General features: G+C 72.5%; 17 protein-coding genes. 10 read left to right on the top strand and 7 right to left on the bottom strand.

Going from position 1 to position 18533, the window contains the following annotated elements; genetic code table 11:
• Nucleotides 1–81: 81 nt before the first annotated feature.
• Entirely contained in the window at nt 82–1074 is a 993-nt protein-coding gene (locus tag AS97_RS20125) for a DeoR/GlpR family DNA-binding transcription regulator (protein WP_260613706.1), read from the top strand.
• 19 nt (nt 1075–1093) lie between these two features.
• On the opposite strand, the gene AS97_RS20120 is transcribed toward AS97_RS20125, so the two are convergent.
• On the bottom strand, nt 1094–1687 hold the full coding sequence (locus AS97_RS20120) for a TetR/AcrR family transcriptional regulator (protein WP_059143494.1): 594 nt from the start codon (nt 1685–1687) through the stop codon (nt 1094–1096).
• Nucleotides 1688–1997: 310 nt separating this feature from the next.
• Between AS97_RS20120 and AS97_RS20115 the strand changes: the two genes are divergently transcribed.
• Nucleotides 1998–3176, top strand: coding sequence for an alpha/beta hydrolase-fold protein (locus AS97_RS20115; RefSeq protein WP_210565396.1), 1179 nt, complete (start codon nt 1998–2000; stop codon nt 3174–3176).
• Nucleotides 3177–3291: 115 nt separating this feature from the next.
• Here the strand turns inward: AS97_RS20115 and AS97_RS20110 are convergent, their stop codons facing one another.
• A complete protein-coding gene (locus AS97_RS20110) occupies nt 3292–5040 on the bottom strand; it encodes a biotin carboxylase N-terminal domain-containing protein (RefSeq protein WP_210565395.1) in 1749 nt (582 codons plus the stop codon).
• A 345-nt stretch (nt 5041–5385) separates the two neighbouring features.
• Here AS97_RS20110 and AS97_RS20105 point away from each other — a divergent pair, with 345 nt between their 5' ends.
• Nucleotides 5386–5838 carry a hypothetical protein gene (locus AS97_RS20105; protein WP_059143247.1) on the top strand — a complete coding sequence of 151 codons (453 nt, stop codon included), beginning with the start codon at nt 5386–5388 and terminating at the stop codon, nt 5836–5838.
• Between the two features lie 111 nt (nt 5839–5949).
• Here the strand turns inward: AS97_RS20105 and AS97_RS20100 are convergent, their stop codons facing one another.
• From AS97_RS20100 to AS97_RS20090, 4 genes are all read right to left on the bottom strand, one after another.
• Nucleotides 5950–6552: a Maf family protein gene (locus AS97_RS20100; protein WP_059143248.1), complete on the bottom strand. Its 603-nt coding sequence runs from the start codon at nt 6550–6552 to the stop codon at nt 5950–5952.
• 127 nt (nt 6553–6679) lie between these two features.
• On the bottom strand, nt 6680–6811 hold the full coding sequence (locus tag AS97_RS48605; protein ID WP_260613761.1) for a hypothetical protein: 132 nt from the start codon (nt 6809–6811) through the stop codon (nt 6680–6682).
• A gap of 96 nt (nt 6812–6907) precedes the next feature.
• On the bottom strand, nt 6908–7114 hold the full coding sequence (locus tag AS97_RS20095; RefSeq protein ID WP_059144442.1) for an acyl-CoA carboxylase subunit epsilon: 207 nt from the start codon (nt 7112–7114) through the stop codon (nt 6908–6910).
• A gap of 25 nt (nt 7115–7139) precedes the next feature.
• Complete coding sequence (locus tag AS97_RS20090; protein ID WP_210565394.1) at nt 7140–8735, bottom strand: acyl-CoA carboxylase subunit beta; 1596 nt, start codon at nt 8733–8735, stop codon at nt 7140–7142.
• A gap of 267 nt (nt 8736–9002) precedes the next feature.
• Between AS97_RS20090 and AS97_RS20085 the strand changes: the two genes are divergently transcribed.
• The 6 genes from AS97_RS20085 to hutH all read left to right on the top strand — a co-directional run bounded on the left by AS97_RS20085 (nt 9003) and on the right by hutH (nt 17495).
• Entirely contained in the window at nt 9003–9890 is an 888-nt protein-coding gene (locus AS97_RS20085) for a biotin--[acetyl-CoA-carboxylase] ligase (RefSeq protein WP_210565393.1), read from the top strand.
• 147 nt (nt 9891–10037) lie between these two features.
• Nucleotides 10038–11240 (top strand): adenylate/guanylate cyclase domain-containing protein, encoded by a 1203-nt coding sequence (locus AS97_RS20080; RefSeq protein ID WP_210565392.1) that lies wholly within the window; start codon nt 10038–10040, stop codon nt 11238–11240.
• A 313-nt stretch (nt 11241–11553) separates the two neighbouring features.
• Nucleotides 11554–13116, top strand: coding sequence for a cytochrome P450 (locus AS97_RS20075; protein ID WP_059145193.1), 1563 nt, complete (start codon nt 11554–11556; stop codon nt 13114–13116).
• A gap of 93 nt (nt 13117–13209) precedes the next feature.
• Nucleotides 13210–14004, top strand: a complete 795-nt coding sequence (locus AS97_RS20070; RefSeq protein WP_086711283.1) for an enoyl-CoA hydratase-related protein — start codon at nt 13210–13212, stop codon at nt 14002–14004.
• A 413-nt stretch (nt 14005–14417) separates the two neighbouring features.
• The gene (locus AS97_RS20065) at nt 14418–15539 is read left to right on the top strand and encodes a sensor domain-containing diguanylate cyclase (RefSeq protein WP_059145200.1); all 1122 of its coding nucleotides are present in this window, start codon (nt 14418–14420) and stop codon (nt 15537–15539) included.
• Between the two features lie 411 nt (nt 15540–15950).
• Complete coding sequence (gene hutH, locus AS97_RS20060) at nt 15951–17495, top strand: histidine ammonia-lyase (protein ID WP_059145191.1); 1545 nt, start codon at nt 15951–15953, stop codon at nt 17493–17495.
• Nucleotides 17496–17604: 109 nt separating this feature from the next.
• On the opposite strand, the gene AS97_RS20055 is transcribed toward hutH, so the two are convergent.
• Nucleotides 17605–17901 (bottom strand): hypothetical protein, encoded by a 297-nt coding sequence (locus AS97_RS20055; RefSeq protein ID WP_059145190.1) that lies wholly within the window; start codon nt 17899–17901, stop codon nt 17605–17607.
• Between the two features lie 99 nt (nt 17902–18000).
• Between AS97_RS20055 and AS97_RS20050 the strand changes: the two genes are divergently transcribed.
• The gene (locus AS97_RS20050; RefSeq protein ID WP_059145189.1) at nt 18001–18327 is read left to right on the top strand and encodes a hypothetical protein; all 327 of its coding nucleotides are present in this window, start codon (nt 18001–18003) and stop codon (nt 18325–18327) included.
• Nucleotides 18328–18533 lie beyond the last annotated feature (206 nt).

Genomic DNA, 18533 nt, shown 5'->3' with positions numbered 1-18533 from the left:
CTGCTAATTGGTGCAAGCTGCTGAAAACAGACGGTCGTTGGCGTTACTGTCAGTTTCGTGTTCGCTGCAGAACGTCGCCAATTGATCCTTGAAATGGTGCGCGCGAACGGAGCGGTGTCGCTCCGGGAGCTCGCCCGCGTCGTCCAGACCTCCGAAGTGACCGTACGGCGTGATGTGCGGGCGCTGGAGGCAGAAGGACTGCTCGACCGCCGGCACGGCGGTGCGGTGCTGCCGGGCGGATTCACCAGGGAGTCCGGCTTCCCGCAGAAATCCCATCTAGCGACCGCGGAGAAGACGGCCATCGCCGATCTCGCGGCCGGTCTCGTCGACGAGGGCGAGGCCGTGGTCGTCGGCGCCGGAACCACCACGCAGGAGCTGGCCCGCCGGCTCGCGCGGGTTCCGGGGCTGACCGTGGTCACCAATTCCCTGCTGGTCGCACAGGCGTTGGCGCATGCCAACCGGGTCGAGGTCGTGATGACCGGCGGCACCCTGCGCGGCTCCAACTACGCCCTGGTCGGCAGCGGCGCCGAGCAGTCCCTGCAGGGGCTGCGGGTCTCGCGCGCCTTCCTGTCCGGCAGCGGGCTGACCGCCGAGCGCGGCCTGTCCACCTCCAACATGCTTTCGGCCAGCGTCGACCGGGCGCTGGTCCAGGCGGCGTCGGAGGTGGTCGTGCTCGCCGACCATACGAAGCTGGGCACCGACACCATGTTCCAGACGGTCCCCACCGATGTGATCACGCGGCTGGTGACCGATGAGCCACCCGCCCATGACGACCGTGCCCTGACCGAGCTCCAGGCCCTCGCGGACCAGGGGGTTCAGATCGCCGTGGCCGGGCCGGGCGCGGGGTCCGGCCCGGTCGGGGGCGGTGAGGGCGGCGGTTCGGCGGGCCGGCAGTCGGGGCGGCTGGGCGCGTCCCAGGGCCGTGGCGGCGGCGAGGAGGGCCTGCCGCTGCCGGGGCCGCGCCGTAACCACCCGCATTCGCCGGGCGGCCCCGGCTCCGCGCAGCTGCGCAGCACGGCGCCGCTGGCGGAGCAGCCGGGGCGGGTGGCGGATCTGGCGCCACGCCGTCGCTAGCGAGGGGTGTCGGCCGGTGTCAGCGGGCCTTGAGACCGGTGAAGGCCAGCGCCAGCAGCCGGTCGGCCAACTCCGGGTCGTCCGGCGACTGCTCCACGGCCAGCGCGATGGCGTTGGTGAGCTGCATCAGATCGGCGATGACCACATCGGACCGTACGGCACCGCTCTGCTGCGCGCGGGCGAGCAGTTCGCTGCCCGCCTCGCGCAGCGGCAGACCGCAGCCGCGGGAGAGCGCCGAGGTCTCGTCTCCCGAGCACGCCATCAGGGCCCGGGAGAGCCCTCGGTAGGTGCTGGCGTGGTCGACGATGGCGCGCAGCCAGTCGATCAGCGCCTGACACGGCCGCGGCCCCATGGCCAGCTCCCGCGACCGCTCCAGCAGGGCGCATATCTCGCCCTGGAAGACCGCGCCCATCAGCGCGGTGCGGTTGGGGAAGTGGCGGTAGAGCGTGCCGATGCCGACGCCCGCGCGGCGTGCGATGTCCTCCAGCGAGGCATCGGTACCGTGCCGGGTGAAGGCCGTGCGCGCCTCGGCCAGCAGCCGCTCGTAGTTGCGGCGCGCGTCGGCGCGCATGGGGCGCGGTGGCATCTGCGCCGTGGCTGTCTCGATCGCCATCGCGGTCCTCCCTGCCGTGGCTGCCCGTGAGTCAAGCATGCCATTTCGTGACCGGAGGCACGCCCTGGCCGGGCGACGCGGGCACCGCGAACGGCATCAAACGGGGCGAGGGCATCGTGCGTTGCGGTGCGCTTCCGGCCGAACGCCGCGGCGCCCCCGGAAAACGCGCTTCCGGGGGCGCCGCATGCTCGATCGCGAGATCGGCCGTCAGTGACCGGAGGCACGCCCTGGCCGGGCGACGCGGGCACCGCGAACGGCATCAAACGGGGCGAGGGCATCGTGCGTTGCGGTGCGCCGAAGTGGAAGAACGATGGGACTGACCAGTCGCTCACTCGAGTATGTGATGATCGCCCTCGCCGTGGGGTGCGTGGGGCTGACGCTCTGGCTGTGGCCGCGCTTCGCGGGCCGGGGCGTACGGGCCTGGCTGGGCCGGCTGGCCGCCCTCGCCGTGACCCAGTGCGCGATCGTGGCCGCGCTGGCCCTCGCGGTGAACACCACCTTCCAGTTCTACGGGTCCTGGGACGAACTGCTGGGCGAGGACGAAGCCGCTCCGGCGGCCCTGTCCCATGTCCAGGGCGGCGCCGCGGGGCCGGTCGGGGCGTCGGGCGGGCTGGTGCGGCCCGCCCCGCCGCAGGGGCTGGACACGGTGCACGGGTTGCCGAGCGGGCCCCCCGACGAGGCGGGCAAGGTCGAGTCGGTGCGGATCCTGGGCCGCCGCAGCCAGGTGGCCAACCCGGCGTATGTGTATCTGCCGCCGCAGTACTTCCAGCGCCAGTACGCCCGGCAGCGCTTCCCGGTGATCGTGGCGATCAGCGGCTATCCGGGCGGATCCTTCCTGCTGGCCCAGCATCTGCGGCTGCCCCGGACCGCGGGCGGGCTGATCCGCACGGGGGCGATGCAGCCGGCGGTCATCGTGATGGTGCGGCCCACCATCGCCCCGCCCCGCGACACCGAATGCGTGGACGTCCCCGGCGGCCCCCAGGCCGAGACCTACTTCGCCCAGGACCTGCCCGAGGCGCTGCGGGGGCACTACCGGATCGGCCATGACCCCAGCGCCTGGGGCGTGCTGGGCTACTCCTCGGGCGGCACCTGCGCCCTTGAGCTGACGCTGCGTCATCCCCGCGTCTACAGCGCGGCCGTGGCCCTGTCGCCCGACTACCGCGTGGTCAACGACCCCACCACCGGGGACCTGTTCGGCCCGGGCCCGGAGGGCGAGCGCGGCAAGCGGGAGCACGATCTGCTGTGGCGGCTGCGCCAGCTGCCCCAGCCGCAGGTGTCGGTGCTGGTGTCCTCCAGCCGCCGGGGCGAGCCCAACTACACCGCCACCCGCGACTTCCTGGCCGCCGTCCGGCCGCCGATGAGCGCGCAGTCGATCATCCTGGACCGGGGCAGCCACAACTTCCGTACCTGGCGCCGCGAGCTGCCCACGGCCTTGCGGTGGATGAACGGCCAGCTCACCTTCCCCCAGGACGTGGTGCACGGCTGCTGAGCGGACCGGGTACGGCGACGGCGGGCCCCGGCCGGAGGATTCCGGTCGGGGCCCGCCGTCATGTGCCAAGGGGCGGGTCGGTCCTTGATTCCCGCCTCAGTCCCTGTTCTGCGCGTCAGTCCTTGATCTCGCAGATGACCGCGCCCGAGGTGACGGACGCGCCGACCTCGGCGGTCAGGCCCTTGACGGTGCCCGCGCGGTGGGCGTTGAGGGGCTGTTCCATCTTCATGGCCTCCAGGACGACGATGAGGTCGCCCTCGGCCACGGTGTCGCCCTCGCCCACGGCGACCTTGACGATGGTGCCCTGCATCGGGGAGGCCAGGGCGTCGCCGGAGGCGGCGGAGCCGGACTTCTTGACCGCCTTGCGCTTCGGCTTCTTCGAGCCGCCCGCCGGGGCGGTGGCCACGCCCAGGGAGGCGGGCAGCGAGACCTCCAGCCGCTTGCCGCCGACCTCGACCACGACGGTCTCGCGGGCGGTGGGCTCCTCGTCCTCGTCGGGGCTGACGGGGGTGAAGGGGGTGATGGTGTTGTTGAACTCGGTCTCGATCCAGCGGGTGTGGATCGTGAACGGTTCGCTGGTGAACGCCGGGTCCACCACCACGGCCTGGTGGAACGGGATCGCGGTGGCCATGCCCTCGACCTGGAACTCGGCCAGGGCGCGGGCGGCGCGCTGCAGGGCCTGGGTGCGGGTGGCGCCGGTGACGATCAGCTTGGCCAGCAGCGAGTCCCACGCCGGGCCGATGACGCTGCCGGACTCCACGCCCGCGTCCAGCCGCACACCGGGCCCGGCGGGCGGGACGAAGGAGGTCACGGTGCCGGGGGCGGGCAGGAAGTTGCGGCCCGGGTCCTCGCCGTTGATGCGGAACTCGAAGGAGTGGCCGCGCATCGGCGGGTCGTCGTAGCCGATGGCTTCGCCGTCGGCGATGCGGAACATCTCCCGGACCAGGTCGATGCCGGTGACCTCTTCGGTGACCGGGTGTTCCACCTGGAGACGGGTGTTGACCTCGAGGAAGGAGATGGTGCCGTCGTTGCCGACGAGGAACTCGACGGTGCCGGCGCCCACATAGCCGGCTTCCTTGAGGATGGCCTTGGAGGCGGCGTAGAGCTGGTCGTTCTGCTCCTGGGTCAGGAACGGGGCCGGGGCCTCTTCGACGAGCTTTTGGTGGCGGCGCTGGAGGGAGCAGTCACGGGTGGAGACGACCACCACGTTGCCGTGGGTGTCGGCCAGGCACTGGGTCTCCACATGGCGGGGCTTGTCGAGGTAGCGCTCGACGAAGCACTCTCCGCGGCCGAACGCCGCCACGGCCTCGCGGACGGCGGAGTCGTAGAGCTCGGGGACTTCTTCCATGGTGCGGGCGACCTTCAGGCCGCGGCCGCCGCCGCCGAAGGCGGCTTTGATGGCGATGGGCAGGCCGTGCTGTTCGGCGAAGGCCACGACCTCGTCCGCGCCGGAGACCGGGTCGGGGGTGCCGGCGACCAGGGGGGCGCCGGCGCGCTGGGCGATGTGGCGGGCGGCGACCTTGTCGCCCAGGTCGCGGATGGCGTGCGGCGGGGGGCCGATCCAGGTCAGGCCCGCGTCGAGGACGGCCTGGGCGAATTCGGCGTTCTCGGAGAGGAATCCGTAGCCGGGGTGGACGGCGTCGGCGCCGGATTCGGCGGCCGCGGCCAGGACCTTGGCCTGGTCGAGATAGCTGGCTGCCGGGGTGTCACCGCCCAGCGCATAGGCTTCATCGGCCGCGCGCACATGACATGCGTCCCGGTCCGGATCGGCGTAGACGGCTACGCTCGCGATCCCGGCATCCCGGCAGGCACGGGCAACACGGACAGCGATCTCGCCACGGTTGGCGATGAGCACCTTGCGCACGATGGCTCCCTCCTTGAAACAAGCCGATTTTAGGTACAGGCGACACCTCGCGCCGAGAAGATCTCGGGCGTGAGCTTGACCACACGGAGCGTGAACCTCGCATTGGGCGAGCGACCAGATCCCCCGTCGCTCCACCGTACGCCCGGTTTTCGGGGCTGGTGCGCCGTCCACGGTGTGGGCAAGCTCTCTGGCCCGCCGTGCTGCGGCGCTTCGCGTTCCTTTGTGGAAACCCTACGAATGCCGGGCGGAAACTTTGCCATGGCGTTCAGCTCGTCCGCACCTCTTGTGGCGGCGCTTACCCGTTAGTAGCGTGCTTCGGCACTGACGGAGTGGAGGGGGAACACGGTGGCGCGCAGACCAGTGGCCGCGATAGCGGCTGTGACGCTCATGTTCGAAGCGGTCGGTATAGCGCTGCTGAACTGGATCCTCGGCCTGGTCGTGGACCGTCAGCAGATGTCCATGGGCGGCCTCGACACCGATGCGATGTCCATCGGCACCTGGGTCGCGGGCGGCCTCCTCGGCCTCTATCTGCTGGTGTGCGGAGTGGTGCTGCTGCGCACCGCCGTGCGCGACCGCGCCCCCGGCCGCCTCGCACGCATCCTGCTCGTCACCTGTGCGGTGGTGCACGGGCTGGTGGGCGCGTTCGCGGTCGGCCTGGTGGGCTGGCCGGCGTTCGCGTTCTTGATGGTGGTGCTGGGGCTGATCGTGCTGAGCCTGCTGGGGTACGAGGCGGAGCCGCCGGCCGAGCCCTCCGCGGAGACCGCGGCCGGCGCCCAGGACGCCCCCAACCCGGCCTGATTCAGGGGAAATCCCTAGCCGGGCCCGGCCTGATTCGGGGGGAATCCCTAGCCCACGCCCGGTCCGACTCAGGGGAATCGCCAGTCGCCCCGGAGCCAGGGAGACCCCTGGCTAGTCCCAGAGGGCCGTGATCCGCACGCCCAACTCGCCCAGCAGTCGGCGGAACAGCGGCAGGGACAGCCCGATCACGGTTCCGGCGTCGCCCTCGATGCCGTCGATGAACGGCGCCGAACGGCCGTCGAGCGTGAACGCCCCCGCCACCTGCAGCGGTTCGCCGCTGGCGACGTACGCCGCGATCTCCTCGTCCGTCGGCTCGCCGAAGCGGACGGTGGTGGACGCGGTGGCCGAGGTGCGACGGCCGCTCGTCGTGTCGATCACGCAGTGCCCGGTGCGCAGCACCCCGGCCCGGCCGCGCATCGACTTCCAGCGGGCGATGGCCTCCTCGGCGTCCGCCGGTTTGCCGAGCGCCTGACCGTCGAGCTCCAGCACCGAGTCGCAGCCGATGACGAGGGAGTCGGCCGCCTCCGGAAGCCCGGCCACGGCGGTGGCCTTCGCCTCGGCCAGTACCCGGGCCAGCTCGGCGGGTGTGTCGGCGCTCAGGGCGTCCTCGTCCACCCCGCTGACGATCACCTTCGGCGTCATTCCGGCCTGCCGCAGCAGTCCGAGCCGGGCGGGCGAGGCGGACGCGAGGATGAGAGTGCGCTGCGCAGTCATGCGCACCAGGGTAAGCCGCCCCCGGGACGGCCCGGCCAGGGGCCGGAGCCGGGCCATGGCACCGGCCTCTCGCCCAGGCCGGGCCGGACGAGGTCAGATCAAGCCGGGGTTCGGAACAGGGCCGCGTTCACAGCCACAGGCCGAGGAGACACATCGCGAGCAGCACGGAGACGGTCAGCACCGTGCGGGCGCGGCGGAGCATGGCCTCCGCGCGCCGCAGCTCCTCGGGCGGCTCGTCGGGCGGCTCGGACCACAGCATGGGACCGATCCTGAGGCCGCGGACGGCGGGGCGCCTGAGTACGCGTACTCAGGCGCCCCGCCGCGAAGGTGCCATTCCGGCCTTGCCGCGCGGCTCTCAGGCGGGCCAGTAGGTGGTACGCCACGCCTTGGGACCGGGGTGCGGCACCCGGTGGCCGGGGACGGTGCGGGCCGGGTCGGACCACTCCTCCGGATCGTCCTCGCTCTGCGCAGCGGCCGTGACGGCCGCCGCGCGTGCTTGCACCACCGCCAGTGCGGCGGCCAACTCCTCGGGGGTCGGGTTGCCCCGGACAATTCGGATCATGGAATTAGCCCTTCGCTCGAGGGGGCTAGAGGGGGATGTTGCCGTGCTTCTTCGGGGGCAGCGACTCGCGCTTGTTCCGCAGGGTCCTCAGTCCGCGGACGATGTGGCGGCGGGTCTCGGAGGGCATGATCACAGCATCCACATACCCTCGCTCGGCCGCGATATACGGATTCAGCAGGGTGTCCTCGTAGTCCGCGATCAGCTCGGCGCGGGTGGTCTCCGGGTCGTCGGAGGCGGCGATGGCGCGCCGGTGGAGGATGTTGACCGCGCCCTGGGCGCCCATGACCGCGATCTGCGCGGTGGGCCAGGCCAGGTTGAGGTCGGCGCCCAGGTGCTTGGAGCCCATGACGTCGTACGCGCCGCCGAACGCCTTGCGGGTGATGACCGTGATCAGCGGGACGGTGGCCTCCGCGTAGGCGAAGATCAGTTTGGCGCCGCGCCGGATGATGCCGTTGTACTCCTGGTCGGTGCCGGGCAGGAAGCCGGGCACGTCCACGAAGGTCAGCACGGGCACGTTGAACGCGTCGCAGGTGCGCACGAAGCGTGCGGCCTTCTCGGAGGCGTCGATGTCCAGACAGCCGGCGAGCTGCATCGGCTGGTTGGCCACGATGCCCACCGGGTGGCCCTCGACCCGGCCGAAGCCGGTGATGATGTTGGGTGCGAAGAGCGCCTGGGTCTCCAGGAACTCGTTGTCGTCCAGGACGTGCTCGATGGCCTTGTGCACGTCGTACGGCTGGTTGGCCGAGTCCGGGATGAGGGTGTCCATCTCCCGGTCCTCGTCCGAGACCTCCAGATCGGCCTCGTCGGCGAAGGCCGGGGGCTCGGAGAGGTTGTTGGAGGGGAGGTAGGCCAGCAGGGCCTTGACGTACTCGATGCCGTCCTTCTCGTCGCCGGCCATGTAGTGCGCGACACCGGAGGTGGTGTTGTGGGTCCGGGCGCCGCCCAGCGCCTCGAAGCCGACGTCCTCACCGGTGACCGTCTTGATCACATCGGGGCCGGTGATGAACATGTGCGAGGTCTGGTCGACCATCACCGTGAAGTCGGTGATCGCCGGGGAGTAGACCGCCCCGCCCGCGCACGGGCCCACGACCAGGCTGATCTGCGGGATCACTCCGGAGGCGTGGGTGTTGCGGCGGAAGATCTCGCCGTACATGCCGAGCGAGACCACGCCCTCCTGGATGCGGGCGCCGCCGGAGTCGTTGATGCCGATGACCGGGCAGCCGGTCTTCAGCGCGAAGTCCATGACCTTGACGATCTTCTCGCCGAACACCTCCCCGAGCGCCCCGCCGAAGACCGTGAAGTCCTGGGAGAAGACGGCCACCGGGCGGCCGTCGACTGTGCCGTAGCCGGTGACGACCCCGTCGCCGTAGGGGCGGTTCCGCTCGATGCCGAAGTTGGTCGAACGGTGCCGGGCGAACTCGTCGAGCTCGGTGAAGGACCCCTCGTCCAGGAGGAGGCCGATGCGCTCGCGCGCGGTCAGCTTGCCCTTGGCGTGCTGCTTCTCCACCGCGCGCGCGGACCCCGCATGGGTCGCCTCTTCGATACGGCGCTGCAGATCCGCGAGCTTCCCCGCGGTGGTGTGACGGTCTGGAATCTCGGGGGCGATCTCCGGCTCGGACATCGGGATGCGGCTCCTGCTCGTCCTGGGGGTGGATACGGCGGACTTCTGGCTAACGGCGGACTTCTTCGGGGTCGGGGGGAATCGGAGGAAGCAGTGGAAACGGGGTACGGGGTCGGAATCGTGATCAGTGGGGCCTATGGGCGTTCGGTGGTTACGGACCGTTCGGCAGCTGTTGCGCCGGCTGGGCTACCGGCACGTAGCGTATCGGCGGCACCGCTTGGTGGCACTGCGTCGTTGGCCACACCTCCTGACCCTAGGCTGGCCCTCATGACGCCTTCTGACACCTCAGGGAGCCCAGGTGACGGGCCCGGCCGCTGGTCCGATCTCGAGCGGCCCCCCTTGAACGCGACCGCGCTGCGCCGGGGGCTGGTGCGCCCCGGCGGGCTGTGGACCGAGTTCGAGGTGGTGCAGGCGACCGGCTCGACCAATACCGATCTGGTCATCCGGGCCCGGGCCGGGGCCCCCGAGGGCGCGGTGCTCGTCGCCGAGGAGCAGACCGCGGGGCGCGGCCGGCTCGACCGCGCCTGGACGGCCCCGGCCCGGTCCGGGCTCTTCTTCTCCATCCTGCTACGGCCCGCCGACGCCGGCGTGCCCACGGAGCGCTGGGGCTGGCTGCCGCTGCTGGCCGGGGTCGCGAGCGCCGGGGCGCTCAGCCGCACGGCGGGCGTGGACACCGCGCTGAAGTGGCCGAACGACCTGCTGGTGACGGTCGCGGGCGAGGAGCGGAAGTTCGGTGGGATCCTCGCCGAGCGGGCCGGGGACGCGGTGGTCATCGGCATGGGGCTGAACATTTCGCTGCGCGCCGATGAGCTTCCGGTGCCCACCGCCGGGTCGCTGGCCCTGGCCGACGCGATCTCCACCGACCGCGATCCGCTGCTGCGGGCCGTGCTGCGCTCGATCGCGGAGTGGTACGGGGAGTGGTGCCGCTTCGAGGGCGACCCCGGGGCCAGCGGCCTCCAGGAGAGCTACGCGGCGGGCTGTGCGACCCTCGGGCGGCAGGTGCGCGCCGAGCTTCCGGGCGGCCGGGAGCGGGTCGGCGAGGCGGTCGCGATCGACGGCGACGGGCGGCTGGTTCTGGCCACCGAGGGCGGGGTTCAGGAGCCGGTCTCCGCCGGGGACATCGTGCATCTACGCTCCGTACCGAGGGAGGAATGAACCCCTGCCGTGGAGAGTGAGCTACGGCACACCTGACGTATCGTGGTCGCGGTCGGTCCAGCTCGGGGCGGCTGTGGGCGATTCGGAACCCCAACCGGGAAGAGGGAACGGAACGGCAGTGCGCAGGGATCTGACAGGGGGCGGGCGGTGACCGCCGACGACACGGGTTCCGGCACGGCCGAGGAGCGCGAGGCGTGGGACGCCGCCGCGCCGGACGGGGACGTACGGGACACCGGGGCGCGGGAGAGCGCCGTCGCGGAGGCTCCCGAGGAGGCCCCCGATGAGGACGTCGACGAGGAGGACCAGCCGGATCCCATCGCGCTCCGGCTGGAGCAGCTGATCCTCGGTGCCGAGCGGCGCTACACCCCCTTCCAGGCCGCCCGCAGCGCGGGCGTCTCGGTCGAGCTGGCCACCCGCTTCTGGCGGGCCATGGGCTTCGCCGACATCGGCCAGGCCAAGGCGCTGACCGAGGCCGATGTGCTGGCGCTGCGCCGGCTGTCCGGGCTGGTGGAGGCCGGGCTGCTGAGCGAGCCGATGGCCATCCAGGTGGCGCGGTCCACCGGCCAGACCAGCGCCCGGCTCGCCGACTGGCAGATCGACTCGTTCCTGGAGGGGCTCACCGACCCCCAGGAGACCGGGATGACCCGGACCGAGATCGCGTACCCGCTGGTCGAGCTGTTGCTGCCGGAGCTGGAGGAGTTCCTGGTCTATGTCTACCGGCGCCAGCTCGCGGCCGCGACCGGCCGGGTGGTGCAGGCGGCGGACGACGCGGAGATGGTGGACCGGCGGCTGGCGGTCGGCTTCGCGGACCTGGTGAGCTTCACCCGGCTGACCCGGCGGCTGGAGGAGGAGGAGCTCGGCGAGCTGGTCGAGGCGTTCGAGACCACGGCCGCCGACCTGGTGGCGGCGCACGGCGGGCGGCTGATCAAGACGCTGGGCGACGAGGTGCTCTACGCGGCCGACGACGCGGGCATCGCCGCCGAGATCGGGCTGCGCCTGATCGAGACGCTCACGCACGACGAGACGATGCCGGAGCTGCGGGTCGGGATCGCGTTCGGCACCGTCACGACCCGGATGGGCGACGTCTTCGGGACGACGGTGAACCTGGCGAGCCGGCTGACGTCCATAGCCCCCAAGAACGCGGTCCTGGTGGACGGCGCGTTCGCGGAGGAGCTGAGCCGCACCGGGGAGGCCCCGGTGTCGGAGGCGGAGGTCGCGGAGGCGGCCGCCGCGGCGGAGAAGGAGGGTGAGGAGCCCCCCTCGTACCGGTTCGCGCTCCAGCCGATGTGGCAGCGGCCGGTGCGTGGTCTGGGGGTCGTGGAGCCGTGGCTGCTGAGCCGTCGGGCATGACGCCGGGCATGACCATGGGCGGCGGCCGGGCATGACGCAGGGGGCGGCCGGGTGACGCCGGGGGGCGACCGGATGTGACGCCGGGGGCGGCCGGGGGTGACGCCGGGGTGCGTCCCCGGGGAGGACGCGCTGGACGACGTTCGTCCGGATCCCTTCGGTGGCCGCGGCCGGATCGTTGAAGTGGGCGCGGATCCGGGCCTGTTGGGCTAGCCTACGTCCGCAAGATCCACTCGGTGGATCCCAGGTCCTGTCGTCGAAGAAGCACCGTGCGCGTCCGCCCGCGGGGTGGGCCCGGCGGTGTCCAGGAGCACGTGTGACCCCGCTTTACGATTCGAGTGCTCAGCGTCCGGGCGCCTTACCTCCACCGGGCTGCCCCGCCCATGAGGGGGCCGGTGCCGAGCCGCTCCACGCGCCCGAGTTCGGAAGAGACCCCTTCGCGGTCTACCGGCGCCTGCGCGAGACCCACGGCCAGCTCGCGCCGGTGGAACTGGACAGAGGCGTCCCGGCCATGTTGTGCCTGGGGTACGACACCGCGCTGGAGATCATGCGGCGCCCCGAGACCTTCTCCAAGGACCCCCGCCACTGGCGGGCCAGGAACGAGGGCGTGCTGCCCGGGACCAGCTATGTCCCGCAGGTCGTCAGGCCCCGGCCGCAGGTCGGCTTCGTGGACGGCGAGGAGCACCGGCGGCTGCGCGGCGCCATCGAGGACTGCACCGGCCGGATCGACTCCGGCGCGCTGCGGAACTATGTCGAGCGCATCGCCGACTCGCTGATCGACCAGTTCTGCGAGGCGGGCGAGACCGAGCTGATCGGGACGTACTGCGCGCTGGTCCCGGTGCTGGTGACCAGCCAGCTCTTCGGCTTCCAGCAGCAGGCCATGGACCCGTTGCTGCGGGGCGTGGTGGCGTTCATCGACGGCTCGGATCCCGGGGGCGGGGACCGGGCCGCGGCCGCGGCGCTGCGCGAGCTGATCGACCTCAAGCGGCGCGATCCAGGCGCCGACATCACGTCCTGGCTGATCGCCCATCCGGCGCGGCTGACCGACGAGGAGCTGGTCGAGCAGCTTCTGCTGCTGATCGGGATGGTGACCGGGCTGGTGCCCGGCCTGATCGGCAACTCGCTGCGGGTGCTGCTCACCGACGAGCGGTTCTCGGGCGAGCTGATGGGCGGCAGCATGCTCGTCGAGGACGCCCTGGACGAGGTGCTCTGGACCGATCCGCCGCTGGCCAACATGGGGCTCTACTTCCCGGTGCATGACACCAACCTCGCCGGGAAGCGGCTGCGCGCGGGCGACGCCGTGATGATCAGCTTCGCGGCGACCAACCGGGACGCCCTGCTGAGGTCCCCGCACAAGCAGGGCAACCGGGCTCATCTGGCGTTCGGCGCGGGCCCCCACGCCTGCCCCGGCCGGAGCTCGGCGCGGCTGATCGCCTCCGTCGCGCTGGAGAAGCTGCTGGACCGGATCCCGGACCTCACGCTGGCCGGGGATGTCGAGGAGCTGAAGTGGCTGTCCGGGGTCTTCGTACGGGGGGTGGTCTCCCTGCCGGTGCGGTTCGCGCCCGTCGCCAGGCCGGGGGGCCGGCGCCCTGGCCCGCCCGCCGCCCGCCCGGGCGAGCGGGATCCGCAGGACCAGCGGCACGAGGCGCCGCAAGGGATTCCGCAGGGCATGTCACAGGGGATCCTGTCGCAGGGGGCGCCGCAGGGGGCGCCCCCGCCGCCGTCCATCCCGCCGTTCTCGCTGCCGCTCGCCACCGAGGGGGCGTCCGTGTCCGGAGGTGAGCCCCTGGAGGGGACGGACTTGGAGGAGCAGGGGGAGGACGGGCAGAAGCAGTCGGTCCTGCTGGGCTTCCTGAACCGGTGGCGGCGAACCCGCTAGGCCCGGTCCGGGTGGCTCACAGGTTCCGCATACCCCGGGGAGCTGAAATGATCGCCGCATTGGGTTCACGGTCGTTAACCGGGAGAGTGCGTGATGAGTGAGCAGCGGTACGGGGAGTGGGTCGCGGTCCGCAGGGACGGCTTCGTGGCCGAGCTGGTGCTGGACCGGCCCAAGGCCATGAACGCCGTCTCCTCCGAGATGGCGCGCTGCATCGCGGCGGCGTGCGCGGCACTGTCCGAGGACCGTGACGTGCGGGCCGTCGTGCTGACCTCGACCCATGAGCGGGCCTTCTGCGTGGGCGCGGACCTCAAGGAGCGCAACTCGCTCTCCGACGCCGAGATGCTGCGGCACCGGCCGGTCTCCCGCGCCGCCTACACCGGGGTGCTGGAGCTGCCGATGCCCGCCATCGCCGCGGTGCACGGCTTCGCGCTGGGCGGCGGCTTCGAGCTGGCCCTGTCCTGTGACGTGATCGTCGCGGACCCCACCGCCGTAGTGGGGCTGCCCGAGGTGTCGGTCGGGGTGATCCCGGGCGGCGGCGGCACCCAGCTGCTGCCGCGCCGGGTGGGCGCCGCACGCGCCGCCGAGCTGATCTTCTCCGCGCGCCGGGTGGCCGCCGCGGAGGCCCATGAGCTGGGCCTGGTGGACCGGCTGGCGGCGGAGGGCGAGGACCGGGCCGAGGCGCTGGAACTGGCCCGGGGCATCGCCGCCAACTCCCCGGTGGGCCTGCGGGCCGCCAAGAAGGCGCTGCGGCTGGGGCAGGGGCTGGATCTGCGGGCCGGTCTGGAGGTCGAGGACGCGGCGTGGCGGACGGTGGCCTTCTCCGGCGACCGGGCGGAGGGCGTTGCCGCGTTCAACGAGAAGCGGTCGCCGAGCTGGCCGGGGGAGTGAGGAGCGGGCCGGCCGGACTGGGCGGTCTGGCCGGACTGGGCGGTCTGGCCGCACTGGGCGGTCTGGCTGGACTGGCCGGAGGTGAGAAGCACGTTCACCGTCCGCCGGACCGGCCGGGGCGCGGGGGAGTAGGGGGCCGGGGGAGTAGGGATCCCGGACCGGGGAAGCTGACCGGATCCGGGGAGTGGCCCCGGCCCGGGGAGCGCGCGGTCACCGGGGGTGACCGTTCGCTCGGATACCCGGGGTGAACGGCCCGCAGCGGATTGTTCTCGACGTTCTTACGCTGGAGAGCAGAGCGAACGATGCATGGCCGTGAGGAATGCGAGGCCGTCGTGACGGACAACGGGGAGATCGGCGGACGGCCCGGCGGGGTCGATGGACGATTGCGGGCCGTCGTGGGGCTCGCCCAGGGGATGGCGGCGGCGCACACCCCGCAGGAGTCGGTGGGTGCGGCGGCCGAGGCGGCCCGCCGCGCCCTCGACGGCGGCTTCGCGGCGATCTCGGTGTGGGAGCGTGCGCGGGGGCGGCTGCGGGTGCTGGTCAACGTGGGCGAGCTGATGGCGGGGGAGGAGCCGCTGCCGGAGGACGAGTCGTATCCGGTGCACGACTTCCCGGAGATCGCCGAGTTCCTGCATGAGCACTGGGCCGCGGGCGGGGAGCCGCACGCCTGGGTCGAGACCGCGGACGGCGTACGTCCCGGCGCGGCCCCGCCCGGCCGTCAGGGCGCGGCGGCCAGCGGTAGCTGGGGGAGGGTGGCCGCCCTGCGGCGGCGCGGTCGCGGCAGCTGTGTGGTGGCCCCGATCGTGCTGCACGGGCGGGCGTGGGGCGAGCTGTATGTGGCCCGGGCGGCCGGGCGTCCCGTCTTCGACCGCGACGACGCCGACTTCGCGACCGTGCTGGCCTCGGTGACCGCCGCCGGGCTGGCCCAGACCGAACGCCTGGAGGAGGCCCGCCGCCTCGCCTTCACCGATCCGCTGACCGGCCTCGGCAACCGCCGCGCGGTGGACATACGGCTGGACGAGGCGCTGGAGGCGTATCACGCGGACGGCACCGTGGTGAGCCTGGTGGTCTGCGATCTCAACGGCCTCAAGCGGGTCAACGACACGCTTGGCCATGCGGTGGGTGATCGCCTGCTGGAACGGTTTGGCTCATTGCTCTCGCTGTGCGGCGCGATGCTGCCCGGGGCGCTGGTGGCCCGGCTGGGCGGCGATGAGTTCTGTCTCCTGGGGGTCGGGCCTCCAGCGGACGAGGTGGTGCGGGTGGCGGATGAGCTGTGCCGTCGGGCCGCCGAGCTGGAGATGGGGGAGGGGGTGGCCTGCGGGATCGCCTCCACGGGCGATCCGATCGGGCCTGTGCCCTCGGCTCGCCGCCTCTTCCGCTTGGCGGACGCGGCGCAGTATCGGGCCAAGGCGGCGCGGTCGCTCAAGCCGGTGGTGGCGGGGCGGGATGGGGGTACGGAGGACTCGGTGATTCGGCTGGCCGATACGTCTGCCGCGCACCCGCCGGAGCGTCGCCGCTTCCGGGGCCGCCGCTAGGGCGCACGGCGCGCTCCGTTCCCCACCCGACGCGGGCCCCGATGGGGCTGCGCTCCAGACCTTGGCGTACGGGTGAGGCGCGTTTCGTTCCCCACCCCGCGCCGGGCCCCGATGGGGCTCCTGCCCCAGACCTTGCGGGGGCTCGCGCCCCGTACCTTGCCGGGGCTCCTGCCTCAGACCCTGGCGGGGCTTCTGCCTCACGCCTGGCCGGGACTCCCGCCCCACACTCCCTCCCCTCCCCGAGACCCGGGGCCGAGCCCCAGCCCTCAGCCTCTCCGGCGATTGAGGAGCGGGGCCCGGGGCGGAGCCTCGGTGGGGGTGTGGGGCGGGGCCCCGGTTCGGGAAGGGGCGGGGTGGGGGAAAGGCCCAGCGGGGTGACAGGGGGCGATTCACTCTCTAGGGTGCCTGAATATGGATATGCACTCTGTGGTCGTGGGGACGTCCGGAACGACCGCCGACGATGTCATCGCCGTGGCACGCGGCGCCGCGCGCGTCGAGGTCTCCGAGGCGGCGCTCGAGGCCGTCTCGGCCTCGCGGCAGGTGATCGACGATCTCGCCGCCAAGCCCGAGCCCGTCTACGGCGTCTCCACCGGCTTCGGCGCGCTCGCCGTACGCCATATCAGCCCCGAACTCCGCGCCCAGCTACAGCGCAACATCGTCCGTTCGCACGCCGCCGGCATGGGCGCGCGGGTCGAGCGCGAGGTGGTGCGGGCGCTGATGTTCCTGCGGCTGAAGACGCTCGCGTCCGGCCGTACCGGGGTCCGGCCCGTCGTGGTCGGGACGATGGCCGCGCTCCTCAACGCGGGGATCACCCCCGTGGTGCACGAATACGGCTCGCTGGGCTGCTCCGGGGACCTCGCGCCGCTGTCCCACTGCGCGCTGACCCTGATGGGTGAGGGCGAGGCCGAGGGCCCGGACGGGGTGGTGCGGCCGGCCGGCGAGCTGCTGGCCGAGCACGGCATCGAGCCGGTCGAGCTCCGCGAGAAGGAGGGGCTCGCGCTGCTCAACGGCACGGACGGGATGCTCGGCATGCTGATCATGGCCTGTGCCGATCTCGCCCGGCTGTTCACCGTCGCCGATGTGACCGCCGCCCTCTCGCTGGAGGCGCTGCTCGGCACCGACCGCGTCCTCGCGCCCGAGCTCCACGCCATCCGCCCCCACCCGGGGCAGGCCGCCAGCGCCGCCAACATGCTGCGGGTGCTGGAGGGTTCGGGGCTCACCGGGCACCACCAGGACGACGCGCCGCGCGTCCAGGACGCGTACTCGATCCGCTGCGCCCCACAGGTCGCGGGTGCGGGCCGGGACACCCTCGCGCACGCCCGGCTGGTCGCCGACCGCGAGCTGGCCTCCGCCGTGGACAACCCCGTCGTCCTGCCGGACGGTCGGGTGGAGTCCAACGGCAACTTCCACGGCGCCCCCGTGGCGTATGTCCTGGACTTCCTCGCCATCGCGGCGGCCGACCTCGCCTCGATCGCCGAGCGCCGCACCGACCGGCTGCTGGACAAGAACCGCTCCCACGGCCTGCCGCCCTTCCTGGCCGGCGACCCGGGGGTGGACTCGGGGTTGATGATCGCCCAGTACACCCAGGCGGCGCTGGTCAGCGAGATGAAGCGGCTGGCGGTGCCCGCCTCGGTCGACTCCATCCCGTCCTCCGCGATGCAGGAGGACCATGTCTCGATGGGCTGGTCGGCGGCGCGCAAGCTGCGTACGGCGGTGGACAACCTGGCCCGCGTCCTGGCCGTCGAGCTGGTCGCCGCCACCCGCGGCGTCGAGCTGCGCGAGGGGCTGGAGCCCGCGCCCGCGAGCCGGGCGGTGCTGGCGGCGGTGCGCCGGGCGGGCGTCGAAGGGCCGGGCGGGGACCGCTATCTGGCGCCCGACTTGGCGGCGGCGGACGCGTTCGTACGATCCGGAGAGCTGATCGAGGCCGTGGAGTCGGTGACGGGCCGCCTGGACTGAACAGTCCGCCTGGACTGAACAGTCCGCGTGGACGGGACGATCCGCGTGGAGCGAACGGGCCGAGCGCACCGCAGGGTCCGCCCGGACCGAGCGCGCCGCGCCGGCGGTGTCAGTACGCCTCCGGGCGGGTCCGCCGCACGGAGGCCGTCACCATCGCGACGCCCAGGCCCAGAAAGGCCGTGCCGCCGAAGAGATACGGGGTGACGTCCACGCTGCCGGTGTCGGCCAGATCCCCGTCGGGCACGGCCTCGGTCCTGGGCCCGGATCCGGGCTGGGTCTGCGAGGGCGCCGATGACGACCCCGGGTCCTCCACCGTCGCGTTGGCGGACGGAACGAACCACAGGGCGCACAGCAGCGAACCGGCAGCGGCGGCCGTCAGCAGCGGTCGGCGTGCGGACAACGGCATCCTCCTTGAGGCTGCGGCAAATTGACCCCGTGCGCCGATCGTAGTGACAACTGCGGGTCGTGCGGAAGCGAGACGGGTAGGACCCCTAACCTCCGTCGCATGACGAGTACCGAGACATCCCAGTTTGTCCGGCTTCGCGTGGAGCTGGTGGTGGAGATCGCCGATCCGGACGGGCTGCGGCGCGCGACGTACGAGCGGATCGACGGCGATGAGTCCCTGGCCGCGGAGGAGCGAGGACACGCGCGCCGCATGGTGGAGTCGGACGAGGCCGAGGCGCTGGCGTATCTGGTCGATCCGTTCGAGTTGGTGGAGGAGGTGCCGGGGGTCGAACTGGCCCAGGCGTCCTGGAGCAGCGAGCACATCGACTACGATCCTCGCGCCGCCGAGTGGTCAGGGGCCTTCGCCGACCTGGACGAGGACGGCTGAGGAGCCGGGTGGCGGCGCGCTCACGGGCGGCCCCCGGGCGGCGCACATGGCGGCTCAGAGCGGCACCGAGGGGGCTCAGGGCGGCGAAGGCGGGGCGAAGACGGCTGAGCCGTACGGGTCCGGGTGCCGACGGGTCTTAGGCTTGTCCGGTGTCTTTGCTCAGTGGCCTTGCGCACAGTTTTGCTGTGCGTGGAACCGGCCAAAAG

This window comes from Streptomyces sp. AgN23 (assembly GCF_001598115.1).
Classification (GTDB): Bacteria; Actinomycetota; Actinomycetes; order Streptomycetales; family Streptomycetaceae; genus Streptomyces; species Streptomyces antimycoticus.
The sequence above is the reverse complement of the archived record's forward strand: the minus strand, read 5'-3'. Positions and strand labels throughout refer to the sequence as shown.

What these genes read in the sequence shown, in the direction of transcription:
- AS97_RS20120 (WP_059143494.1), bottom strand. Translation starts at nt 1,687, where the DNA reads ATGGCGATCGAGACAGCCACGGCGCAGATGCCACCGCGCCCCATGCGC.
- AS97_RS20115 (WP_210565396.1), top strand. Translation starts at nt 1,998, where the DNA reads ATGGGACTGACCAGTCGCTCACTCGAGTATGTGATGATCGCCCTCGCC.
- AS97_RS20100 (WP_059143248.1), bottom strand. Translation starts at nt 6,552, where the DNA reads ATGACTGCGCAGCGCACTCTCATCCTCGCGTCCGCCTCGCCCGCCCGG.
- AS97_RS48605 (WP_260613761.1), bottom strand. Translation starts at nt 6,811, where the DNA reads ATGCTGTGGTCCGAGCCGCCCGACGAGCCGCCCGAGGAGCTGCGGCGC.
- AS97_RS20095 (WP_059144442.1), bottom strand. Translation starts at nt 7,114, where the DNA reads ATGATCCGAATTGTCCGGGGCAACCCGACCCCCGAGGAGTTGGCCGCC.
- AS97_RS20090 (WP_210565394.1), bottom strand. Translation starts at nt 8,735, where the DNA reads ATGTCCGAGCCGGAGATCGCCCCCGAGATTCCAGACCGTCACACCACC.
- AS97_RS20085 (WP_210565393.1), top strand. Translation starts at nt 9,003, where the DNA reads ATGACGCCTTCTGACACCTCAGGGAGCCCAGGTGACGGGCCCGGCCGC.
- AS97_RS20070 (WP_086711283.1), top strand. Translation starts at nt 13,210, where the DNA reads ATGAGTGAGCAGCGGTACGGGGAGTGGGTCGCGGTCCGCAGGGACGGC.
- AS97_RS20065 (WP_059145200.1), top strand. Translation starts at nt 14,418, where the DNA reads ATGGCGGCGGCGCACACCCCGCAGGAGTCGGTGGGTGCGGCGGCCGAG.
- hutH (WP_059145191.1), top strand. Translation starts at nt 15,951, where the DNA reads ATGGATATGCACTCTGTGGTCGTGGGGACGTCCGGAACGACCGCCGAC.
- AS97_RS20055 (WP_059145190.1), bottom strand. Translation starts at nt 17,901, where the DNA reads ATGCCGTTGTCCGCACGCCGACCGCTGCTGACGGCCGCCGCTGCCGGT.
- AS97_RS20050 (WP_059145189.1), top strand. Translation starts at nt 18,001, where the DNA reads ATGACGAGTACCGAGACATCCCAGTTTGTCCGGCTTCGCGTGGAGCTG.